We start from the raw sequence: 18397 nt of genomic DNA on the forward strand, positions 1-18397 counted from the left end.
CAAGAAGGGACAGATGGAGAAAACCAACTTGATCAGGCAGGAGAAAGAACAGAAGAAACTGGAGGAAAGAATCCAGAGCAAGTAGAAGAAATGCCGAAGCAAGAAGAAACAGATGAAGGTAAGAAACTTGAACAGTTGGAAGAACCAACGGAAGAAGCTGGAGAAAAGAAACCAGAGCAAATAGAAGAAACGCCGAAGCAAGAAGGGACAGATGGAGAAAACCAACTTGATCAGGCAGGAGAAAGAACAGAAGAAACTGGAGGAAAGAATCCAGAGCAAGTAGAAGAAATGCCGAAGCAAGAAGAAACAGATGAAGGTAAGAAACTTGAACAGTTGGAAGAACCAACGGAAGAAGCTGGAGAAAAGAAACCCGAACAAGTAGAAGAAATGCCGAGGCAAGAAGAAGCAGATGGAGAAAACCAATTTGATCAGGCAGGAGAAAGAACAGAAGAAACTGGAGGGAAGAATCCAGAGCAAGTAGAAGAAATGCCGAAGCAAGAAGAAACAAATGAAGACAAGAAACTTGAACAGACGGAAGAACCAACGGAACGAGAAGTGCAAGAGGATGAGAATCCCTCTGAGACAAGAGAGAATATAGAAGGAACTGATTCGTCGGAAGGTCCAAGAGAAGAAGAAACTGTTAAAAAAGAGTTTGAGCCGAGAAGCGAGGCAGAAGAAGAATCGGGATTCGATTTAGAAGAATTGTTTGATCAGAAAAAGAAAGAGATAGATCAACGAACGATTGGACAAATTTTAAAAGAAAGAAAAGATGCTTGGAGAGAAGCTGGCTATGGTGATAGTTTTAAAGAAATGTGTAAGAATGCGATACAAGCACAAATAGATGCGGCAAAAGAAGGTCCGAAAGCGTGGTTGAAATATAACAAAGAAGAGTTTAGTAAAGAGATAAAACATGTGTATGAAGATGGAATAAAGTTAGCGAATAAAGTAATTGAAAATAATAAAATATTAGGTCCTATAAAAGAAGTACTGGAAGAGCGGAATAAAAAATGGAATGAAGCTGGCGAAGGAAAATACACATTGAAAAGTAGTATTGAGGCGCAAATAGAAGCCGCAAAACAAGGGCCAAAAGCATGGTGGGAGTACAATAAGAAAGAGTTTAGTAAAGAGATAAAAACTGCGTATGAAGATTGTGCAAAAATGGCGGATAAAATCACCGACAATTATCAAACGTTAAAAAATATAAAAGTGTCACTGGAAGAGCGACATCAAAAACGGATAGAAGATGGTGAAGGCGCAACGCTATTAGAAATGTGTAAAAATAGCGTGAGGGCACAAATAGATGCGGCAAAAGAAGGTCCGGAAGCGTGGCTGAAATATAACAAAGAAGAGTTTAGTAAAGAAATAAAAAATGTGTATGAAGACGGCGTGAAAATAGCGGATAAAATTACTGATACTTATAAGGTAATAGCAAATGCAAAAGTATCATTGAGAGAGCGACATGAAAAGCGAATAGAAGATGGCGAGGGCGCAACGCTATTGGAAATGTGTAAAAATAGTGTGAAGGCACAAATCGATGCGGCAAAGGAAGGTCCGAAAGCGTGGTTGAAATATAACAAAGAAGAGTTTAGTAAAGAAATAAAAAATGTGTATGAAGATAGTATGAAAGTAACAAATAAAATGATAGAAGGTAATAAAATACTATTTTCTATAAAAGAAGTTGCCATAGAACGCGAGAAAATATGGAGCGAGGCTGGAGACGAAAAGTACACATTGAAAGGTAGTATTAAAGCACAAATAGAAGCGATAAAGCAAGGGCCGGCAGAATGGTTTAAATATAATAAAGAAGAGTTTAGTAGAGAAATAAAAACAGTTTATGAAGATAGCATGAAAGTAGCGAATAAAATCATTGATAAGTATAAACCGTTAGCTGATGCAAGAGATATTTTGGAAGCACGTGATAAAAAATGGAGAGAAGCTGGTGAAGCAAATACGATAATAAGTAGTTTTAAGGCGCAGCTAGAGGCAGCTAATAAGAGTCCAAAAGCATGGTGGGATTATAATATAAAAGGTATTCATAGAGAAACGAGACATCTGTTTGAAGATGGAAGAATGTATCTTATCAAATATATGGACACACCAGGGTTATTTGATGAAGTTGATGATAAGGCTTCTGAGAAAAAAGATGATACAAAAAAGGTTAGAGAAATAGAAAGAGTCGGGATAGAGAGAGAAGGTTCATCTCGGTTGAAAGAAATACTGGCTAAAGTTGAAGACGCTGATTATAATGAGTTGGTAGTAGAACTCGACGGACAAATTGGTCAGGAGACGGATAGTGGACAAGAGAAAGAAGTCTTAGAGGAAGAGGTTAAACAGGAAGTTAGTGATACATTTGCTGAAGTTGATAACAATGTAAGTTATTTTCTTGATGGTATAGTCGAGGGTGATAGTATCAATTCCGCTAAGCTTAATAAGCTTAAAAACGCTATTCAAAATAATACTTTTAGTGTGAGTGAATTGTCTGATGTTAGTGAAAAGATATCCGATTTAGGTATTACTAAAGAATATAATGAAGCATTAATTAAAATGGACTTTGGTAAGTATCTTAAAGGATTGGTAGGTAGTCCGCCTGAGGATATGATAAACCCACATGCACATCATATCTTATTTAAAAGAGGTCTTGGTCAGAAGCAACAAGAATTGGTTCGAGAAGGTCAAGAAATATTAAGAAGGTATGGATTAGATCCGATAATTGGGAAAGAAAACCTTGTTTGGGCACCTAATGCTGTAATAGGACAACATAGTTTTGGTGCCTTGGAGAATGTTGTAAATCGATTAAGAGCTGTTGAAGATGAGGAAGGTGACCTTGACGATATTGTTGAAGCTCTTGAGGAATTAGGTGAACTAGCTAGTAGAAGATAATTGAAATTAAGGAGGATATGTTTTGGATAAGAAAAGTGTAAACAAAGCGATAAGGAATGCAATTAAAAATGGCGATATTAATGAAGTACAGCGATTAATAGGCGATGATAAAGAACTTTTGAATACAATGACTTCATTTGGAACTTGGTTACATGTAGCTACCAAGAGAGGACAACTTGACATGGTCGAGTATTTAATTAATAAAGGTATAGATATCAATGCTAGAGGAGGTACATTTGATGCGTCTGCATTAAATTTGGCGGCAGGAGCCGGATACTTGAATATAGTAAAGTATTTAATAGAGGCCAATGCAGAATTAGATGTGAGCTTAGCGAAAAGAAATCCAGTATTTGGGGCTATTTATGGTGGGCATAAAGAAGTAGTTGAGTTTTTGGTTGAAAAAGGTTTAGATATTTCAATTAGATATACTGGAGAGAGTATTAAGAATATGAATGCATATGAATATGCTAGAGAATTTGGGCAAACAGAAATTGCTGAATATTTGAAGGCGAAGATGGCTGAAAAAGAATAAAAAGAAATTTATTAGAAGTTGTTATAGAGATAGCGAAAGAAAACTGATGACTATAGATAGTCCTCGATAGCATAGAGAAAAGTGCGAGCTTAGGCGAGATTCTATTTTATTGAATGATGGATATAAAATATGAAATGTATATTAAATTAATGAACTCGTACAAATTGGTAAGGTTTACGGTATTGGTAGACAGTTTTATAAACTATTTATGAGGTGGATAAAATGTCAACATTAAAAACAATAAAAGAGAATTTAATACAATCTGTAATTGCATCGGTATTAGCGGTGATTTCGGAAAAAGGATTGAAGCCAGTAGAAGAGTTGAAGATAGATGGATCCCCTGTTGAATACACTGGGGATGTAGGGATGTTCATTTCAGCTCTTATTGAATTACATGATATTTTCGAGCTGAACTTTGAAATGGATTTGAACGAAGTTGGGACTAAGTTTCTAACAATTGAATCGCTTGTTGAGTACTTTATGATTCGTATTGTAGATGAAAAAATTTAATATATTTGTAGTTAAGGTGGCTTGTAGTGTGCTTACTAAAGCCGCCTTATTTTTATATCAGAAATTATTTTATGATTTTTCTGAAAAAATACAACAAAAATGGTCGTAGAAGGTATAAAATATACATAAAATGATGTAGTTAAATTAAGGGAAATTTTCATTGACGGAACTTTTTTAACTATTTATTATAATTAATGAGTCGTGCTTATGGCAAATTTGTGAAAAAAATGTTAGATTTATCTTATTTGTTATAACAATATGTAGTGAAAAAAGGATATTGAGGAGCTGATTAGGTGATTATTGGTATCGATTTAGGAACAACCAACTCGGCGGTGGCATACATAGATGATAGTGGAAACCCAACAATTCTGCCAAACCGTGAGGGAGAAAGAGTTACTCCATCAGTTATATTTTTTGAAGATGGATCGCCTGTTATAGGTTCAACTGCAAAAAGTATTTCTGTATCAGACCCAACAAATACTGTTCAATTTGTGAAGAGACAGATGGGAAATGCAAGTTATAAATTCCCGATAGGTGGAGAGGTATTTACACCTGAGGATCTTTCGGCTCTTATTTTAAAACGTTTAAAAGAAGATGCAGAAGAAGCAATAGGCGCTAAAGTGACGAAAGCTGTTATTACAGTACCAGCATATTTCGATGATGCGCAAAGAAAAGCAACGCAAGATGCTGGGAAAATTGCTGGCTTACATGTACTTAAGGTAATTAACGAACCGACGGCTGCTGCATTAGCATATGGTTTAGCGAATCGTGAGCAAAAGCAGAATGTAATGGTGTACGATTTAGGCGGAGGTACATTTGACGTGACGCTGATACAACTAAATCAAGATGAAGTAGTTGTTAAGGCTACTGGGGGAGATCGTAACTTAGGCGGTTTCGATTTTGATAACAAAATCTTTGAATTAGTAGAACAGAAATTTGAAGAAGAGCATGGATTAGATTTATATGATGATTTAAATGCAGTACAAGATTTACGTGAGAAAGCTGAAGCTTGTAAAAAAATGCTATCATCTCGTAAAAAATCGGTTATTACACTTTCATCTCAAGGGCGTACAGTAAAAGTTGAAGTGACAAAAGAAAAATTTGATGAGCTTCTTTCACCTCTTTTAAGTCGTACTGCTTTAATTATGAAGAATGTTTTAATAGATGCTGATTTAGCTTGGGAAGATATTGATAAGATTGTACTTGTTGGCGGTTCGACAAGAGTTCCAGCTGTTTCAGATTTAATTGAACGTACAACAGGAATTAAGCCTTCAAAAGATGTTAACCCTGATGAAGTAGTTGCATTAGGAGCTGCTATTCAAGGGAGCTTATTACAAGTAGATAATGAAGCGTCTAACAATGCAGAAGAGTTTAAACCGAAAACGAGAGTAGTAGATGTAAACTCGCATAGTTTAGGGATTTTAATTCATGATAATAATACTGGTGGATTCATTAACGAAAAAATTATTGTTCGAAATACACCAATCCCAGCTAGTGAAGAAGCTGTGTTTTATACAGTTAATGAGGGGCAAACATCTCTTCACGTTCAAGTAACAGAAGGGGAAGACAGTGACCCTGATTTTGTAAAAGTTATCGGTCGATCGAATTTAGATTTAAGAGGACCAAAACCACAAGGATACCCAGTTCGCTTCATTTTTACATATGACGAAAATGGCGTTGTACACATTTATGGAAAAGACGAAAATACTGGTCAACATTTAGGTGAAATGCAAATTGAAAGAAAATCAAATTTAACAGAAGCAGCAATTGAACAAAAAGCTGAAAAATTAGCAGGAATTTCAGTAGAATAACGATTTTTTTTTGATGTATTTTATACGGATAGGGGTGTTTAACCTTTGGAGAATTATTATGAATTGCTGCAAGTTGATCCAAGTATTGGAACAGCCGAGCTGAAAGAGAAGTTAATTGAGGCGCAGCGAAAATGGTTAGGGAGAACGAATGCACCTGATTTAAAGCGTAGACAGGAAGCTGAACGAATAGTTGAGATTCTTGCTGAAGCCGAGGCAATTCTTTTGGATGAAACGAAGAGAAGCGAGTATAACCGTACGTTAGAGGGTTCTACTCCTGAAGTGGATGCAAATTACCAAGAACCGTTTGATAATACAACAGGATCTACTGCACAAGAATTAATAGATTATGCATGGAGTCTATTAGAAGAAGGAAGAGTTGCAGATGCAATTGTTGTAGGAAAAAAAGTCACTGAGGATTATGGAGCTAACGCACACGGGTGGGCGATATTAGCGAGAGCACATTATATGTGGAATGAGTATGATGATGCGATTTATGAGTATAGAAAAGCGATGGATATCGAAACAAATAACGATGTATTCTATTACGATTTATCTGATGTTTATTTAGATCATCCGAAATTAAGCTTTGAAGAGCGATTAGATCATGCTGAAAGATTAACTCAACAAGCATTAAGTATTAAACCAAATGAGCGAGCATATCGTTTCAGAATGGCAGTAATCGCAAGACATAGAGATAATTATGATCAAGCGATTGACATTTTACGTAAATTAATTGAAATATATGGGAAAGACCCAAGTTTAGGAAATGAATTAGCTTATAATTACTACTATAAGTGTTTATCGATGCTATACGCTCAAGAGAGTAATGGTGAGACTTATTATAGCTATATTTCTCAAGAGAGCGCTGAACAAGGACTAATCTTATTAAGAGAAGCAAAGATTTATGCAACAGATAGAGATTTACTTGGATACATTCAAACATTTATTGATTTAGGCGAAAAAGCATTACAAACAAAGTTTTTAGTAGGGCGTTTTGCTGGTTTAGGTTTTATACCTGCAATATGGTTCTTAAATGCACTATTTTCTTTCTCATTTATTAGTTTATTAATTAGTGGAGCGTTACTTTACTTTGTTTGGAAAATTAGTAGAATTCCAGTTTGGCTTGATAATAAAGAAGTTAATACTGGTCAAAGAGAACAACGAAATCGAAGTATTTTAACCGCCATAGCGGTTGTGTTCGGTAGAAAATAATGAAACATTTTGAAAACTCCTGAATAGGAGTTTTCTTTATTCATAAGTCTTGAATTGCTTTATAGGAGGGATACAATGTCAACGGCAAATTTGTATAACAAAGAAGAGTTTTTGGCTTTTAAATCATTATTTGAAGCGAATGTCCATTCAGGAGAATTGTCAAAAGCATTGACACAAATTGATGGATTACTTGCTCGATATCCTGATCATCCGGGGTTATTTTATTTAGCTGGATTGTTATTTTTCCATAATCAAAATTACGATAAGGCAAAAACGTATTTTGAGCAAGCGCTATCACTAGATGAGAGTAATAGCGAATACATGGTGTATTTAGGGATAACATATGTAGAATTGAATCAGCTTAATCAAGCAGAGACGTTGCTTCTAAGTGCATATAATTTAGGAGAAGCAGATATAACTACGATAATGGGGTTAGGAAAATTATATTTAAAACAGGAAAATTATGAGAAAGCTAGATTTTATTTCAATAAAGTTTTAAGTCAAGATTCATTGCACCATGAAGCGAATGTCAGAATGGGACAAGCTTATCTGTTTGAAAAAAAGCATGTGCAACAAGCAATTACACATTTTGAACAAGCGTTGAAAAGCGGAAAGAGTGAAGAATTAGAGTATTACTATGCGAAAGCCCTTTTACAATCAGAAATGGAAGCGCAATGCATAAAGTGTTGTAAGAAGTTTTTGATGAGAAATCCGAATTCCTCGTGGGCTGATCGATTCCGTGAGTTAATGCTAAAGGCTCAAGGAGTAAATACGAAGCAACCTCCTAAAGAGGAATATAAGCAGCAAAGAAGAAGAGATCCCAATTTCGATTCGAATACAGGGGAGCAAAATCATAATAATGAAATCGATAAGTATCAAAGAGTGTTTACAGATGCGAAGAAGCGTTTAAATAGCTATATATTTGGTCAGGAAGAGTTTATCGATCAGTTATGTATGGGTTACATGAGAAGCTTTATTTACGAACGTCCAGATGCGAACTTAAAAAATGTTATTTTTGTCTCTGGTCGAAAAGGTACAGGAATATATAAATCAGTAAAATATTTAACAGCGATTATGAATGAGTATAGTTTATATGAAAAACCAGATGTACACTACATTGATATTAGTAGTTCGCTTGGAGCGTCAGATATTGAAAGTACTTTTTTATCAGATGTGTATAGAGGAATCAAATCTGAATCAGATGTACTGTACTTTGATAATGTCGATAAATGTCCGCCTAATTTAATTTCTAAGTTATCAGAATTAATTATGAATGGGAAAATTAAGTTGAAGGATCGCTATGTTTACAATGGGAATTGGCAAGCGCTCCAAAAAACATATAGCAATTTAGCGGAGAAAAGTATTGATTCGATTCAAATAGAAAATAAGCTAATTATTTTATCTACCGAAAAGGATTTGAAAGATATTCGTACAATGTTCCCGGCCACGGTATTAGAGAAAATAATAGATTATCCGCAAACATCGGTATTACCACTCCATACTTTGACAAAAATATCAGATCGCTATTTGAAAAAATATCAAAAACGTATTCATACGAAATTACAAGTGAATATGAACTGTACTCATGATGTATCTGATTTTATTGTTGAGAAAGCGAATTTAGCAATGGGTGTACACGGAATTAAGAGTTATATAGAAGATGATATTTATCAGTCTATTACAAATTTGCGTATAACAGGAAAAATAGAACCAGGCATCATTTATCAACTTACAGCATCGGATGAATTATATTTAGATGATGGTGTGGAGAAAATACAAATTACGCGTAAAAAAGCAGGAGCAGAAAATTTAGAAAATATTAAAGGTAAATTTGAAAAAGTCATTGGTTTAAATACAGTTAAAGAAAGAATTTTTCAGTTGGAAGAGTTCTTGGCACTGCAAAAGATTAGACAATCTCGCGGGTCGAAACAAACACGTTTAACGATGAATTTTATCTTTACAGGAAACCCTGGTACAGGTAAGACTACTATCGCACGATTAGTCGCGGAATATTTAAAGGCTGTAGGTTATTTATCCAGCGGTCATTTAGTCGAAGTAGATCGATCTCTTTTAGTCGGTCAATATATAGGTGATACAGCGCCAAAAACACAAGCTGTGATTGATTCTGCAAAAGGCGGGGTTTTATTCATTGATGAAGCATATTCTTTAGCTAGAGGTGGGAAAAATGATTTTGGGAAAGAAGCTATTGATACTATAGTTAAAGGAATGGAAGACCTTAGAGAAGATTTAGTTGTAATTCTTGCTGGATATAAGGATGAAATGGACGGTTTTTTAAAGACAAATCCAGGCTTGCAATCTAGATTTAATAATCATATAGATTTTCCAGACTATACATCTGAAGAACTTTTCATGATTTCTGAAAAAATTGTAGAAAGTGAAGGGTTTACTCTTGCAGATGATTTGAAAGATGATTTGATTGAAGAATTCTCGAGAAAACAAATACCAGGGAAAAATGATTCTGGAAATGGACGATTGGCAAGAAATATCGTTGAGAAGGCTATGGCGGAGCAACCAGCTAGACTTAAAAATTCTGGTGATACGTTAAAACTTTTAAGCGATGAAGAATTAAATATGTTAACGAAAGATGATTTTGGATTAGGCGCAGAAAATACATTTGACTTAAATGCTGAATTAGATAAAATCATTGGCCTTGATCAAGTGAAAGAATTTATGAGGGGGATGAAACTTCAGCTTGTAGCGCAGAAGAAAAGGAAGAATGCTGGATTACAATCTCCGGCTGGGCAAAGTCTGAATATGATTTTCACAGGTAATCCAGGAACAGGTAAAACAACTGTTGCTAGATTATTAGGGACCATGATGAAAGAGATGGGGATTTTAAAATCTGGACATTTCGTTGAAGTTGATCGAGGTGGACTTGTTGGCCAGTATTTAGGACATACAGCACCGAAAACAACTGATAAATTTATGTCTGCTTTAGGCGGGATTTTATTTATTGATGAAGCGTATGCATTGGCTACTGATAAATTTGGAAAAGAAGCAATCGATACGATTGTAAAACTTATGGAAGATCATCGGGAGAATATTATCGTCATACTAGCTGGATATGAGAATGAAATGAAAGAGTTCTTAAAAACAAATTCAGGTCTGAAATCTCGATTCCCTCTAAATGTCGACTTCAAAGATTACTCTCTACATGAGCTTGTTGCAATTGGAGAAAGCATGATTAAAGGAAGAGGGTTCATTTTACCAGAAGAGGAAAGAGACGCTTTAATAGAAAGAATAGAATCTGAAATGCAACTATCTTCTGCAGAATCAGGAAACGGAAGAATGATTAGAAATATTATAGAAGAAGGGGAGCGTAGACAGTCAGCACGAATTAGTGAGGATGAATATGCAGACTCTACAGAACTTATAACATTCAAAGCGTCAGATTTTCTCACAGATACAAGAGATAAAGAATTTGATTTAGAAAAAGAACTGGAAAAAATCGTGGGATTAACAGACATAAAAGATTTCGTCCGTTCATTAGAAAAACAACTAATTGCCCAGCAGCTTCGCCAAAGTGTTGGAATTAAGAATAAATTTTCTCAAAATCTAAATATGATTTTTACCGGTAACCCGGGAACAGGAAAAACGACTGTAGCTCGTGTAGTTGGTGATTTATTAAAGCGAATGGGGCTCTTAAAAAGCGGTAAATTGGTTGAGGTGGACAAAGGTAACCTTATTGCACCTTATGCTGGTCAAACGCCTGAGAAGGTAAAAGAAGTATTTATGTCTGCGCTTGGCGGAGTGCTGTTTATTGATGAAGCATATGCGCTGAGTAACGATAATGTTGGTAAAGAGGCGATTGATACATTAGTTAAACTAGTGGAAGAGTATAGGGATAGCGTTATTGTTATACTAGCTGGATATGAGAAAGAAATGCGAGACTTCTTACAAGTTAACTCAGGCCTAAAGTCGCGCTTCCCAATTGACGTTCATTTCCCGGATTATTCGGTCGCTGAATTAGTGGAGATTGCAAAGTTAACGACAGCAAATGATGGGTTTGTACTAACAGAGCAATCAATTGCTCCTTTGTCGAAAGTACTTGGGAGAGAAATTAAACGTTTGAAAGCTGATGCAGGGAACGGAAGATTAGTCCGTAATGTTATTGAAGAGGCTAAGAGAGAACAGGCGAATCGAATTGTAAATGAAGGAATTCTAGATGAGAATGAAATTATGAACTTGCTTCCTGAAGATTTTGAGAAGGAACAAAATAATGTAGTAGCAGAATTCCAATTAGAAGAACATTTGCAAGCAATTATTGGATTAAACGAAGTGAAAGATTTTATGAGAAGTTTACAAGATCAAATTCGAATTGCGCAAACAAGGAAAAGTTTAGGCTTGCCAGTAGAAGAAGGGTCTTCATTACACATGATCTTTACAGGTAATCCAGGAACAGGAAAAACGACTGTGGCAAGAATTGTTGCTAATTTACTTTATCATTTAGGGATCTTATCTTCTAATAAGACGATTGAGGTGGATCGTTCAGGCCTTGTTGCTGGATATGTAGGGCAAACAGCTATAAAAACAAAAGAAGTGATTCAATCAGCTCTTGGCGGTGTATTGTTTATTGACGAAGCCTACGCTTTAGCTCAAGATGTGAATACCGGACATGCTTTCGGAAAGGAAGCGATTGATACGTTATTAAAAGCGATGGAAGATTATCGTGATGATTTAATCGTCATTCTTGCTGGTTATACGAATGAAATGGAAGGATTTTTAAATACAAATCCAGGGCTGAGATCGCGTATACCAAATGTAATTGAATTTAAAGATTATAGTGTTGATGAGTTGTTACAAATGGGAGAGAAAATGTTTAAGGGAAATGGATATCAGTTAACAGAGACTGCTGATCAGAAACTTCGAGATAAAATTGAAATTGCGTGTAAGGAAAAGCAATTCGGAAACGGAAGATATATACGTAACGTATATGAAGAAACGAAACGGAATCAAGCAGTACGTCTACGAGGTGTAGAATTAACTCGTGAGAATTTAATGCTAATTGAAGATACTGATATTAAGTAATAAAAAAAGCTTGGGGCTACCCAAGCTTTTTTCACTTCATTATTTCTTTGCGTCTTTTTTAGCGTCAGCTTTTGGTTCTTCGAAAAGATCTTTCAAATCTTTATCGTCAACTTTTACGTCAGCTTTTTTGATTTCTTTCATCATAAGATCATTCATAAATTGAGCATCTTGTGTTTTTTCTTGAACTACTTCTTTTTTGATGTCAGCTTTTGCTTTATCGAAAGTTGCGTCAGCATGAGTCTCAGTTACTTTAATGATATGGTAACCATGCTGTGTTTTTACTGGTTCACTTACTTCATCTTTTTTCAGCTTACGAGCAGCTTCATCGAATTCTTTTACCATTTTATCTGGTCCGAAGAATCCTAAGTCGCCACCTTTTTCTTTTGAACCTGGATCTTCAGAGTACTTTTTCGCTAACTCTTCGAAAGATTTACCTTGTGCAAGTTCTTCTTTCACTTTTTTAGCAGTCTCTTCATCTTTTACAAGAATATGGCTTGCTTTAATTTCTTGCTTATAGTCCTCAAATTTTGCTTTTAAGTCTTTATCAGTAATTGCTTTTTCAATCGCTTGTTCTTGAGCTAATGAAGCGCGAACGCCATTTTTAACTGTTTCTTCTTTAAGGCCTTGTTGTTTCATTAGTGTATCGAATTGGTCACCGACTTGCTTTTTCATTTCATCGAACTTTTTGTCTACTTCTTTTTCATCGACTTTGTAGTTTTTAATAAGTACTTTTTCCATAACCATGTTATTTAGTACTTGTTTACCAGCTTGTGTCTTCATTTGATTGTAGAACTCTTCTTTAGTGATGTCACCAGCTTTAGATGTAACAATTTTGTCTGATGATGATGTTCCACATGCTGATAATGCGATTACACTTGTTGCGGCTAAGGCAAGCATAGCTTTCTTCATTCAATAAACACTCCTACTATTATGTATTTTTAATTTATCCCATACGAATGAAGAAACGCCTTATGATAGGTTATTTTCGTTCATAAGAACCTGATTAAGTCTCACTGATGTCTTTGCTTTTTTTATATGTAAAAGCACGCTTAACAGGGCTTACCGAGGCTTTAGGATAAAGTTTAGATGCGTGTCGTTTATTTCATAGTATAAGCAATATGTACAAAATTTAATATATCATATTTCGACGGGTTTTCCTATTGATAAAGAAATTTTAACCAGTTTGTGTCAGATTTTGAAAGGGTACCATATTGGGCGGATGTCGCATATACAGAAAAGAGGAGGGGATGGGGGATGAATTCAAAACTTATTTTATTACTTGTACTGTTTATTTTATTAGTTATAGTAGGTATAATTTGCTTATAGAGGAAAAAAGTGAGGAAGGGGCTTCCTTCCTCACTTTCCATGAAATATAATTTCTACATAACTAGAAATTAATAGAATGGTAATACATACATTAATAACTCGAAAGACACCGGGCTGGCGGCTCGCAGATATTTGTTTTCGCTCACACAGTGTATGTGTCATGAAATTCGTGTAAAATATAACAAGAAGTGCGAATGCAACAAAAACAACGGTTATAAGAGTCATGAGGCGAGACCTCCTTTTGGCTAAAATACATATACTTTATATATTGTATCATACGATATTTTGTTCGTGTTACAAAATTCAGAAATAGAAGACTTTGTGTTAGGAAGCGAGGGAGAAAATGGACGTTGTAAGAAGACTAGAACAAGCTGAATACTACGTAGACCTACTATTTAAAATGATTGATGAAGAAAAGTGTCCATTTTATTCTTTAATCATAAAGAAAAAAGCTCGTAAAAAAGACATTGAACGTATACTAAAACTTTGTGAAAGACTGAACGAACAATATGTGGTGGAGAAAGCAGAAGGCCTTCTATTGTTTGATGCGCTATTAAATCAATTTGAAAAAGCGCTTCCACATCAGCTCGAAGTACACGAAACTGCGGAAGCGCTAGCAAAGCAGGGCTTATTTGTGCCACTTATGAATGAATTCTTACGCATGATTGCGAAAGGATAAATAGATTATTTCTTAACTAATTTTTGATCGGTCTCCGTAAAGTTCTCCTCAATATTCTCTAATGATTTCTCAAAAATATCGATGAAGTCCTGTCCGTAAATATTGCGAAGGATCGCAATAAGTTCGATATTTTCTGGGAACTTACCGTAAAAATTACGAAGTTCAAGTGCCCCATTAAAAACAGAATTATTTTCAGGGTCATACTCCTCCATTAAGCGAAGTAGTAATTCTTCCCCTTTGTCTGTAATTTCAATATACGTATTTCGTTTATCATCTTCTTTTTTAGAGAATACAAGATAGCCGCGTTCTTCTAGCTTTTTAGAGAAGTTAAACGCTGTTGATACGTGCATAACTCCAAACTTAGCAATCTCAGAAATAGAAGCCCCTTTTAAATGATAAGCGATTGATAAAATATGATGCTCGTTAATGTTTAAATCGTAAGGTTTAATCCATTGTTGCCAATCTTTCTCTACGCATTTCCATAACGCTTTCGATAATTGAGCAATACGTTGGCTGAAAATCATCGCTTCTTTTACCGAGTAATTTTTTTCTCCACTTTTCATTTACTCACCCACTTTAACATTCTTTTTTCATTATTATCTATTATGCCAGTAAAATAAAAATTAATAAAGTCTTTTTGTGAGAATTGTGAAAATTTTTCGGAAAAATAACATTCTATACAAATCATGCATAACTATGGAAGCGTTTTATGAGTCGAGAATACATGTGTTGTCTTTACATGTTAAGGGATAACATATATTGTAAATGCATAAAAACACGGCATATCTATGTGATATGCCGTGTTAAGGTCAATTCGTATGAAAAATATTTGTTATATGCAAAAAACTAAGCAGGAATATGTTTACGCTTTTTCTGGAACGGCTTCTTGTAGTTTCTCAATTGACTTTTGAATGTCTAAAATTTCTTTTTCGATATGTCGTTTGTTTTGAGAAATATCTTGTTTCCAGTTAGAAAGCGTGTCATGCATATCGTCTTTTAGTTCTTGGAATACTTCTTTACCTTCTGAAGCAGTTTCAACGATTTGACGCTTTAATAACTTCGTATCAGCTGTAATATCAGCTAATGTTTTTTTAATATCAGTTCCTTTTTCTTTCAGCTTACCACGCATAGCTTTACCAGAAGAAGGAGTTGAGAAAAGAACGGCTAGTCCAGCAACTGCTCCGCCGCAAAGTACACCTGTAATAAAGGATTTAGCTTTTGACATAAAAGGAAACCTCCTTATTTTTCGTTCGTATTCATGATGTATAAAAGTGTGCATATCTTTAAGACAAGGGGAAGAAAAGTGAGCTTTTCTCTCTTGTACATGCTATGCACAAAAAATCATACCCCCGGCATTTTTTGTGAAGAAAGAAGCCATACAATAAATGCCAGAGGAATCGGCTTATTATGTATTACTTCTTATTATAGTGGCACTATTTCACACTATTTGCAATTGTACTTGCGATGTTTTGTAAATTTTCCATTGTGTATTCATTTTGGTGTGATTTCCAAACAGCACCGAAACCATCGTTTTCACCGTAGCGTGGAATTAAATGAAGGTGGAAGTGGAATACAGTTTGTCCAGCTTTCTCGCCGTTATTGTTAAGTAGGTTGAAACCAACTGGATTAAATTCTGCTTTCATTGCATTTGCGATTTTTGGAACGACCGCAAAAATATGTGATGCGATTTCTGGCGTTAACGCAAAAATGTCTTGTTTGTGAACTTTCGGAATAACAAGAGTATGTCCTTTTGTTACTTGACTAATATCTAAAAATGCAAGTACATGTTCATCTTCGTATACTTTTGAGCAAGGGATTTGCCCGTCAATGATTTTACAAAAAATACAATTGTCCGCTGTATGATTCATCGATCTCATCCTTTCAAATAGTCTTAGCCGTATTTTACCATAATTACATAGGAGAACAAACACGAAAAACAGGAAGCTGACTCAGCTTCCTGTTTTCTGAAGATGGATTGAAAAAGCATTTTTTATAATTTACGGTTCGCAGACACCTCATTTATTTAAGAAATGCACGGTAAATCGGCTAAAGTTTCTGCCGTAGACACCCCATTTTCAAGTGAAATGAATTGCAATCTTTTTTAAAATGAAATTGTTTATTTTTTAAAACAGTATATGCTCTTTCGGAGACACCCCGTTTCGAAAATGAAACAAATTATCTGGTTATGTGTAAATTTCATTGTCCAACTTGGACACCCCATTTCATGATGACTTCACTATGTTGTTGTACTCATCAATTGGTGGTTGCTTTTTCAATGTGTTCCTTCTTCACTAATTATGATGTCCGCTTTCGTAAAAATATATGCCAAGAAATTTAAATTTTTTTTTGAAGGCATCGATACTATGTAGTGCACCATGATTTTTGGTAAGATGAATATATACATTTCTTACAAAAGTGAATGAATATAAATGAAGAAAGTGGTGTCGTATGAGCGAGTTATTGCGTGTAGAAAATGTTACAGGAGGATATACGAAACGACCTGTACTGCAAAATGTTTCGTTCTCTGTTAATAAAGGCGAACTTGTTGGCTTGATCGGTTTAAATGGAGCCGGGAAAAGTACGACAATTAAACATATCATCGGTTTAATGGAGCCGAAAAAAGGAACTGTCACAATTAATGGGAAAACAATTCGTGATGATATGACAGCGTACCGTTCTAGTTTCTCCTTCATTCCAGAAACGCCAGTATTATATGATGAGTTAACGTTAGAAGAGCATTTGAAATTAACAGCGATGGCGTACGGTGTAGATGAAAAACAATATGAAGAACGCGTAGGACAACTATTACAAAAGTTTCGGATGAAAAATCGTTTGAAATGGTTTCCGTCTCATTTCTCAAAAGGGATGAAACAAAAAGTGATGATTATGAGTGCATTTTTAGTTGAACCATCACTTTACATTGTGGACGAACCTTTCGTTGGGCTTGATCCGTTAGCGATTCAATCACTTCTTCAAATGATGGATCAAATGAAAAAGAGTGGTGCGGGCATCTTAATGAGTACACATATTTTAGCGACAGCAGAGCGCTATTGTGATTCATTCATTATTTTGCATCAAGGTGAAGTGAGAGCGATGGGAACATTATCAGAACTTCAATCCGGGTTTAATATGCCTGGTGCAACGCTTGATGATATTTATATTGCGTTAACGAAGGAAGAAGATTATGAATAGCACAGCGTTATGGAAAGAACGATTTCGGCACTTTCTAAAAGAAGTTCGTACATATAGTAAATACGTATTTAATGATCATTTGAAATTTATTTTCGTATTTATCATCGGCGCAGGAGCGTATTATTACCAGCAATGGTTACAAACGTTAACACCTTCGTTTCCGACAGCGTTTGTTATGGCAGTCTTACTTGGCCTCGTATTAACAGCTGGGTCCATCCAAACGTTATTAAAAGAAGCAGACCTCGTGTATTTGCTTCCAGTTGAAGAAAAGTTAAAGCCTTACTTTACGAAGGCATTTCTCTTTACGTTTATGATTCAGTTATACATAATCGCAATGGTAGCAGCTGCGCTTGCCCCGTTATATTTCCAGCAAATGAAACAAACAGGTGCCAATTACATATGGATTGTAATCGCGTTTGTCATTGTAAAAGCGTGGAATTTATTCGTAGCGTGGGAAAAATCATTTTTAACAGATCAAAGCGTTCAAAAAGCAGATTGGTTCATTCGCTTTATCTTAAACGGCTTATTTGTGTACTTCCTTGTAGAACGTACTTCATTCATTTTTACCGGTGTAATTGTCTTTCTTATGGCACTATACCTTGCTGTTATGCATCAAAAGGTGAAAGGAAAGCCGCTAAACTGGGAGTATTTAATTTCTGAAGAAGGTAAAAAAATGATGCTGCTGTACCGCATTGCGAATATGTTCGTTGATGTACCAGCGTTAAAAGAGAGAGTATCACGTAGGAAATGGCTTGATTTGATTCTTTCGATGATTGGTGAGAAACGTACATATTTATACTTATATACGAGAACATTTTTAAGATCGGGTAACTATTTCGGATTATATATGCGTTTACTCGTTCTTGGGGGAATTATTCTTTACTTTATCCCATTTTTATATGGACGTTTTATCGTAAGCCTTGTTTTCTTATACTTAATCGGCTACCAGCTCTTAACCCTTTGGAAACATCACCGTATGAAAGTTTGGCTTGATTTATATCCGGTAGGGGGAGACGAGAAGAAGAGAGATTTCCTTACTTTATTAAATGCGATTCTTATTATCGGCAGCGTTGTATTTACAGTTATATTTGCACTTGCGACGAAAGATTTCATAATGACCGGCATTTTATTTGTCGTAAGCATATTATTTAGTATTGGTTTCGTTTATCAATACGGTGCGAAACGCATTGAGCGTTTAAACTGAAA

14 protein-coding genes are annotated in these 18397 nt (G+C 35.3%); 9 read left to right on the plus strand and 5 right to left on the minus strand.

All coding sequences use genetic code 11. The features are described from left to right. The 6 genes from MR066_RS04435 to MR066_RS04460 all read left to right on the plus strand — a co-directional run. On the plus strand, nucleotides 1–2880 hold a 2880-nt coding region (locus MR066_RS04435), incomplete at its 5' end, for a hypothetical protein (RefSeq protein WP_242246106.1). A gap of 22 nt (nucleotides 2881–2902) precedes the next feature. After that, on the plus strand, nucleotides 2903–3412 hold the full coding sequence (locus MR066_RS04440; protein WP_242246107.1) for an ankyrin repeat domain-containing protein: 510 nt from the start codon (nucleotides 2903–2905) through the stop codon (nucleotides 3410–3412). A gap of 222 nt (nucleotides 3413–3634) precedes the next feature. Next, entirely contained in the window at nucleotides 3635–3922 is a 288-nt protein-coding gene (locus MR066_RS04445) for a hypothetical protein (RefSeq protein WP_144613349.1), read from the plus strand. Nucleotides 3923–4215: 293 nt separating this feature from the next. Next, nucleotides 4216–5733, plus strand: coding sequence for an Hsp70 family protein (locus tag MR066_RS04450; RefSeq protein WP_242246108.1), 1518 nt, complete (start codon nucleotides 4216–4218; stop codon nucleotides 5731–5733). Nucleotides 5734–5778: 45 nt separating this feature from the next. Then, entirely contained in the window at nucleotides 5779–6945 is a 1167-nt protein-coding gene (locus MR066_RS04455) for a tetratricopeptide repeat protein (protein ID WP_242246109.1), read from the plus strand. 75 nt (nucleotides 6946–7020) lie between these two features. Next, the gene (locus tag MR066_RS04460) at nucleotides 7021–11994 is read left to right on the plus strand and encodes an AAA family ATPase (protein WP_242246110.1); all 4974 of its coding nucleotides are present in this window, start codon (nucleotides 7021–7023) and stop codon (nucleotides 11992–11994) included. Between the two features lie 39 nt (nucleotides 11995–12033). Here the strand turns inward: MR066_RS04460 and prsA are convergent, their stop codons facing one another. After that, nucleotides 12034–12903: a peptidylprolyl isomerase PrsA gene (gene prsA, locus MR066_RS04465; protein WP_107887065.1), complete on the minus strand. Its 870-nt coding sequence runs from the start codon at nucleotides 12901–12903 to the stop codon at nucleotides 12034–12036. A gap of 447 nt (nucleotides 12904–13350) precedes the next feature. Then, the gene (locus tag MR066_RS04470; protein WP_000172693.1) at nucleotides 13351–13545 is read right to left on the minus strand and encodes a hypothetical protein; all 195 of its coding nucleotides are present in this window, start codon (nucleotides 13543–13545) and stop codon (nucleotides 13351–13353) included. A gap of 118 nt (nucleotides 13546–13663) precedes the next feature. On the opposite strand from MR066_RS04470, the gene MR066_RS04475 reads away from it, so the two are divergent. After that, entirely contained in the window at nucleotides 13664–13999 is a 336-nt protein-coding gene (locus MR066_RS04475) for a YhaI family protein (RefSeq protein ID WP_242246111.1), read from the plus strand. Between the two features lie 5 nt (nucleotides 14000–14004). Here MR066_RS04475 and MR066_RS04480 read toward each other — a convergent pair whose 3' ends face one another. From MR066_RS04480 to MR066_RS04490, 3 genes are all read right to left on the minus strand, one after another. Beyond that, nucleotides 14005–14562, minus strand: coding sequence for an HTH-type transcriptional regulator Hpr (locus MR066_RS04480; RefSeq protein ID WP_002011118.1), 558 nt, complete (start codon nucleotides 14560–14562; stop codon nucleotides 14005–14007). Nucleotides 14563–14861: 299 nt separating this feature from the next. Beyond that, nucleotides 14862–15224 carry a YtxH domain-containing protein gene (locus tag MR066_RS04485; RefSeq protein WP_002011120.1) on the minus strand — a complete coding sequence of 121 codons (363 nt, stop codon included), beginning with the start codon at nucleotides 15222–15224 and terminating at the stop codon, nucleotides 14862–14864. A gap of 208 nt (nucleotides 15225–15432) precedes the next feature. Beyond that, nucleotides 15433–15867 carry an HIT family protein gene (locus MR066_RS04490; protein ID WP_001016832.1) on the minus strand — a complete coding sequence of 145 codons (435 nt, stop codon included), beginning with the start codon at nucleotides 15865–15867 and terminating at the stop codon, nucleotides 15433–15435. Between the two features lie 580 nt (nucleotides 15868–16447). On the opposite strand from MR066_RS04490, the gene ecsA reads away from it, so the two are divergent. Both ecsA and MR066_RS04500 read left to right on the plus strand, forming a co-directional pair. Continuing rightward, nucleotides 16448–17191 (plus strand): ABC transporter ATP-binding protein EcsA, encoded by a 744-nt coding sequence (ecsA, locus tag MR066_RS04495; protein ID WP_242246112.1) that lies wholly within the window; start codon nucleotides 16448–16450, stop codon nucleotides 17189–17191. Next, complete coding sequence (locus MR066_RS04500; RefSeq protein WP_242246113.1) at nucleotides 17184–18395, plus strand: ABC transporter permease; 1212 nt, start codon at nucleotides 17184–17186, stop codon at nucleotides 18393–18395. The genes ecsA and MR066_RS04500 overlap by 8 nt, the downstream gene beginning before the upstream one ends. The last annotated feature ends 2 nt before the right edge of the window (nucleotides 18396–18397 follow it).

This window comes from Bacillus cereus group sp. BfR-BA-01523 (assembly GCF_022662615.1).
Lineage (GTDB): Bacteria > Bacillota > Bacilli > Bacillales > Bacillaceae_G > Bacillus_A > Bacillus_A mycoides.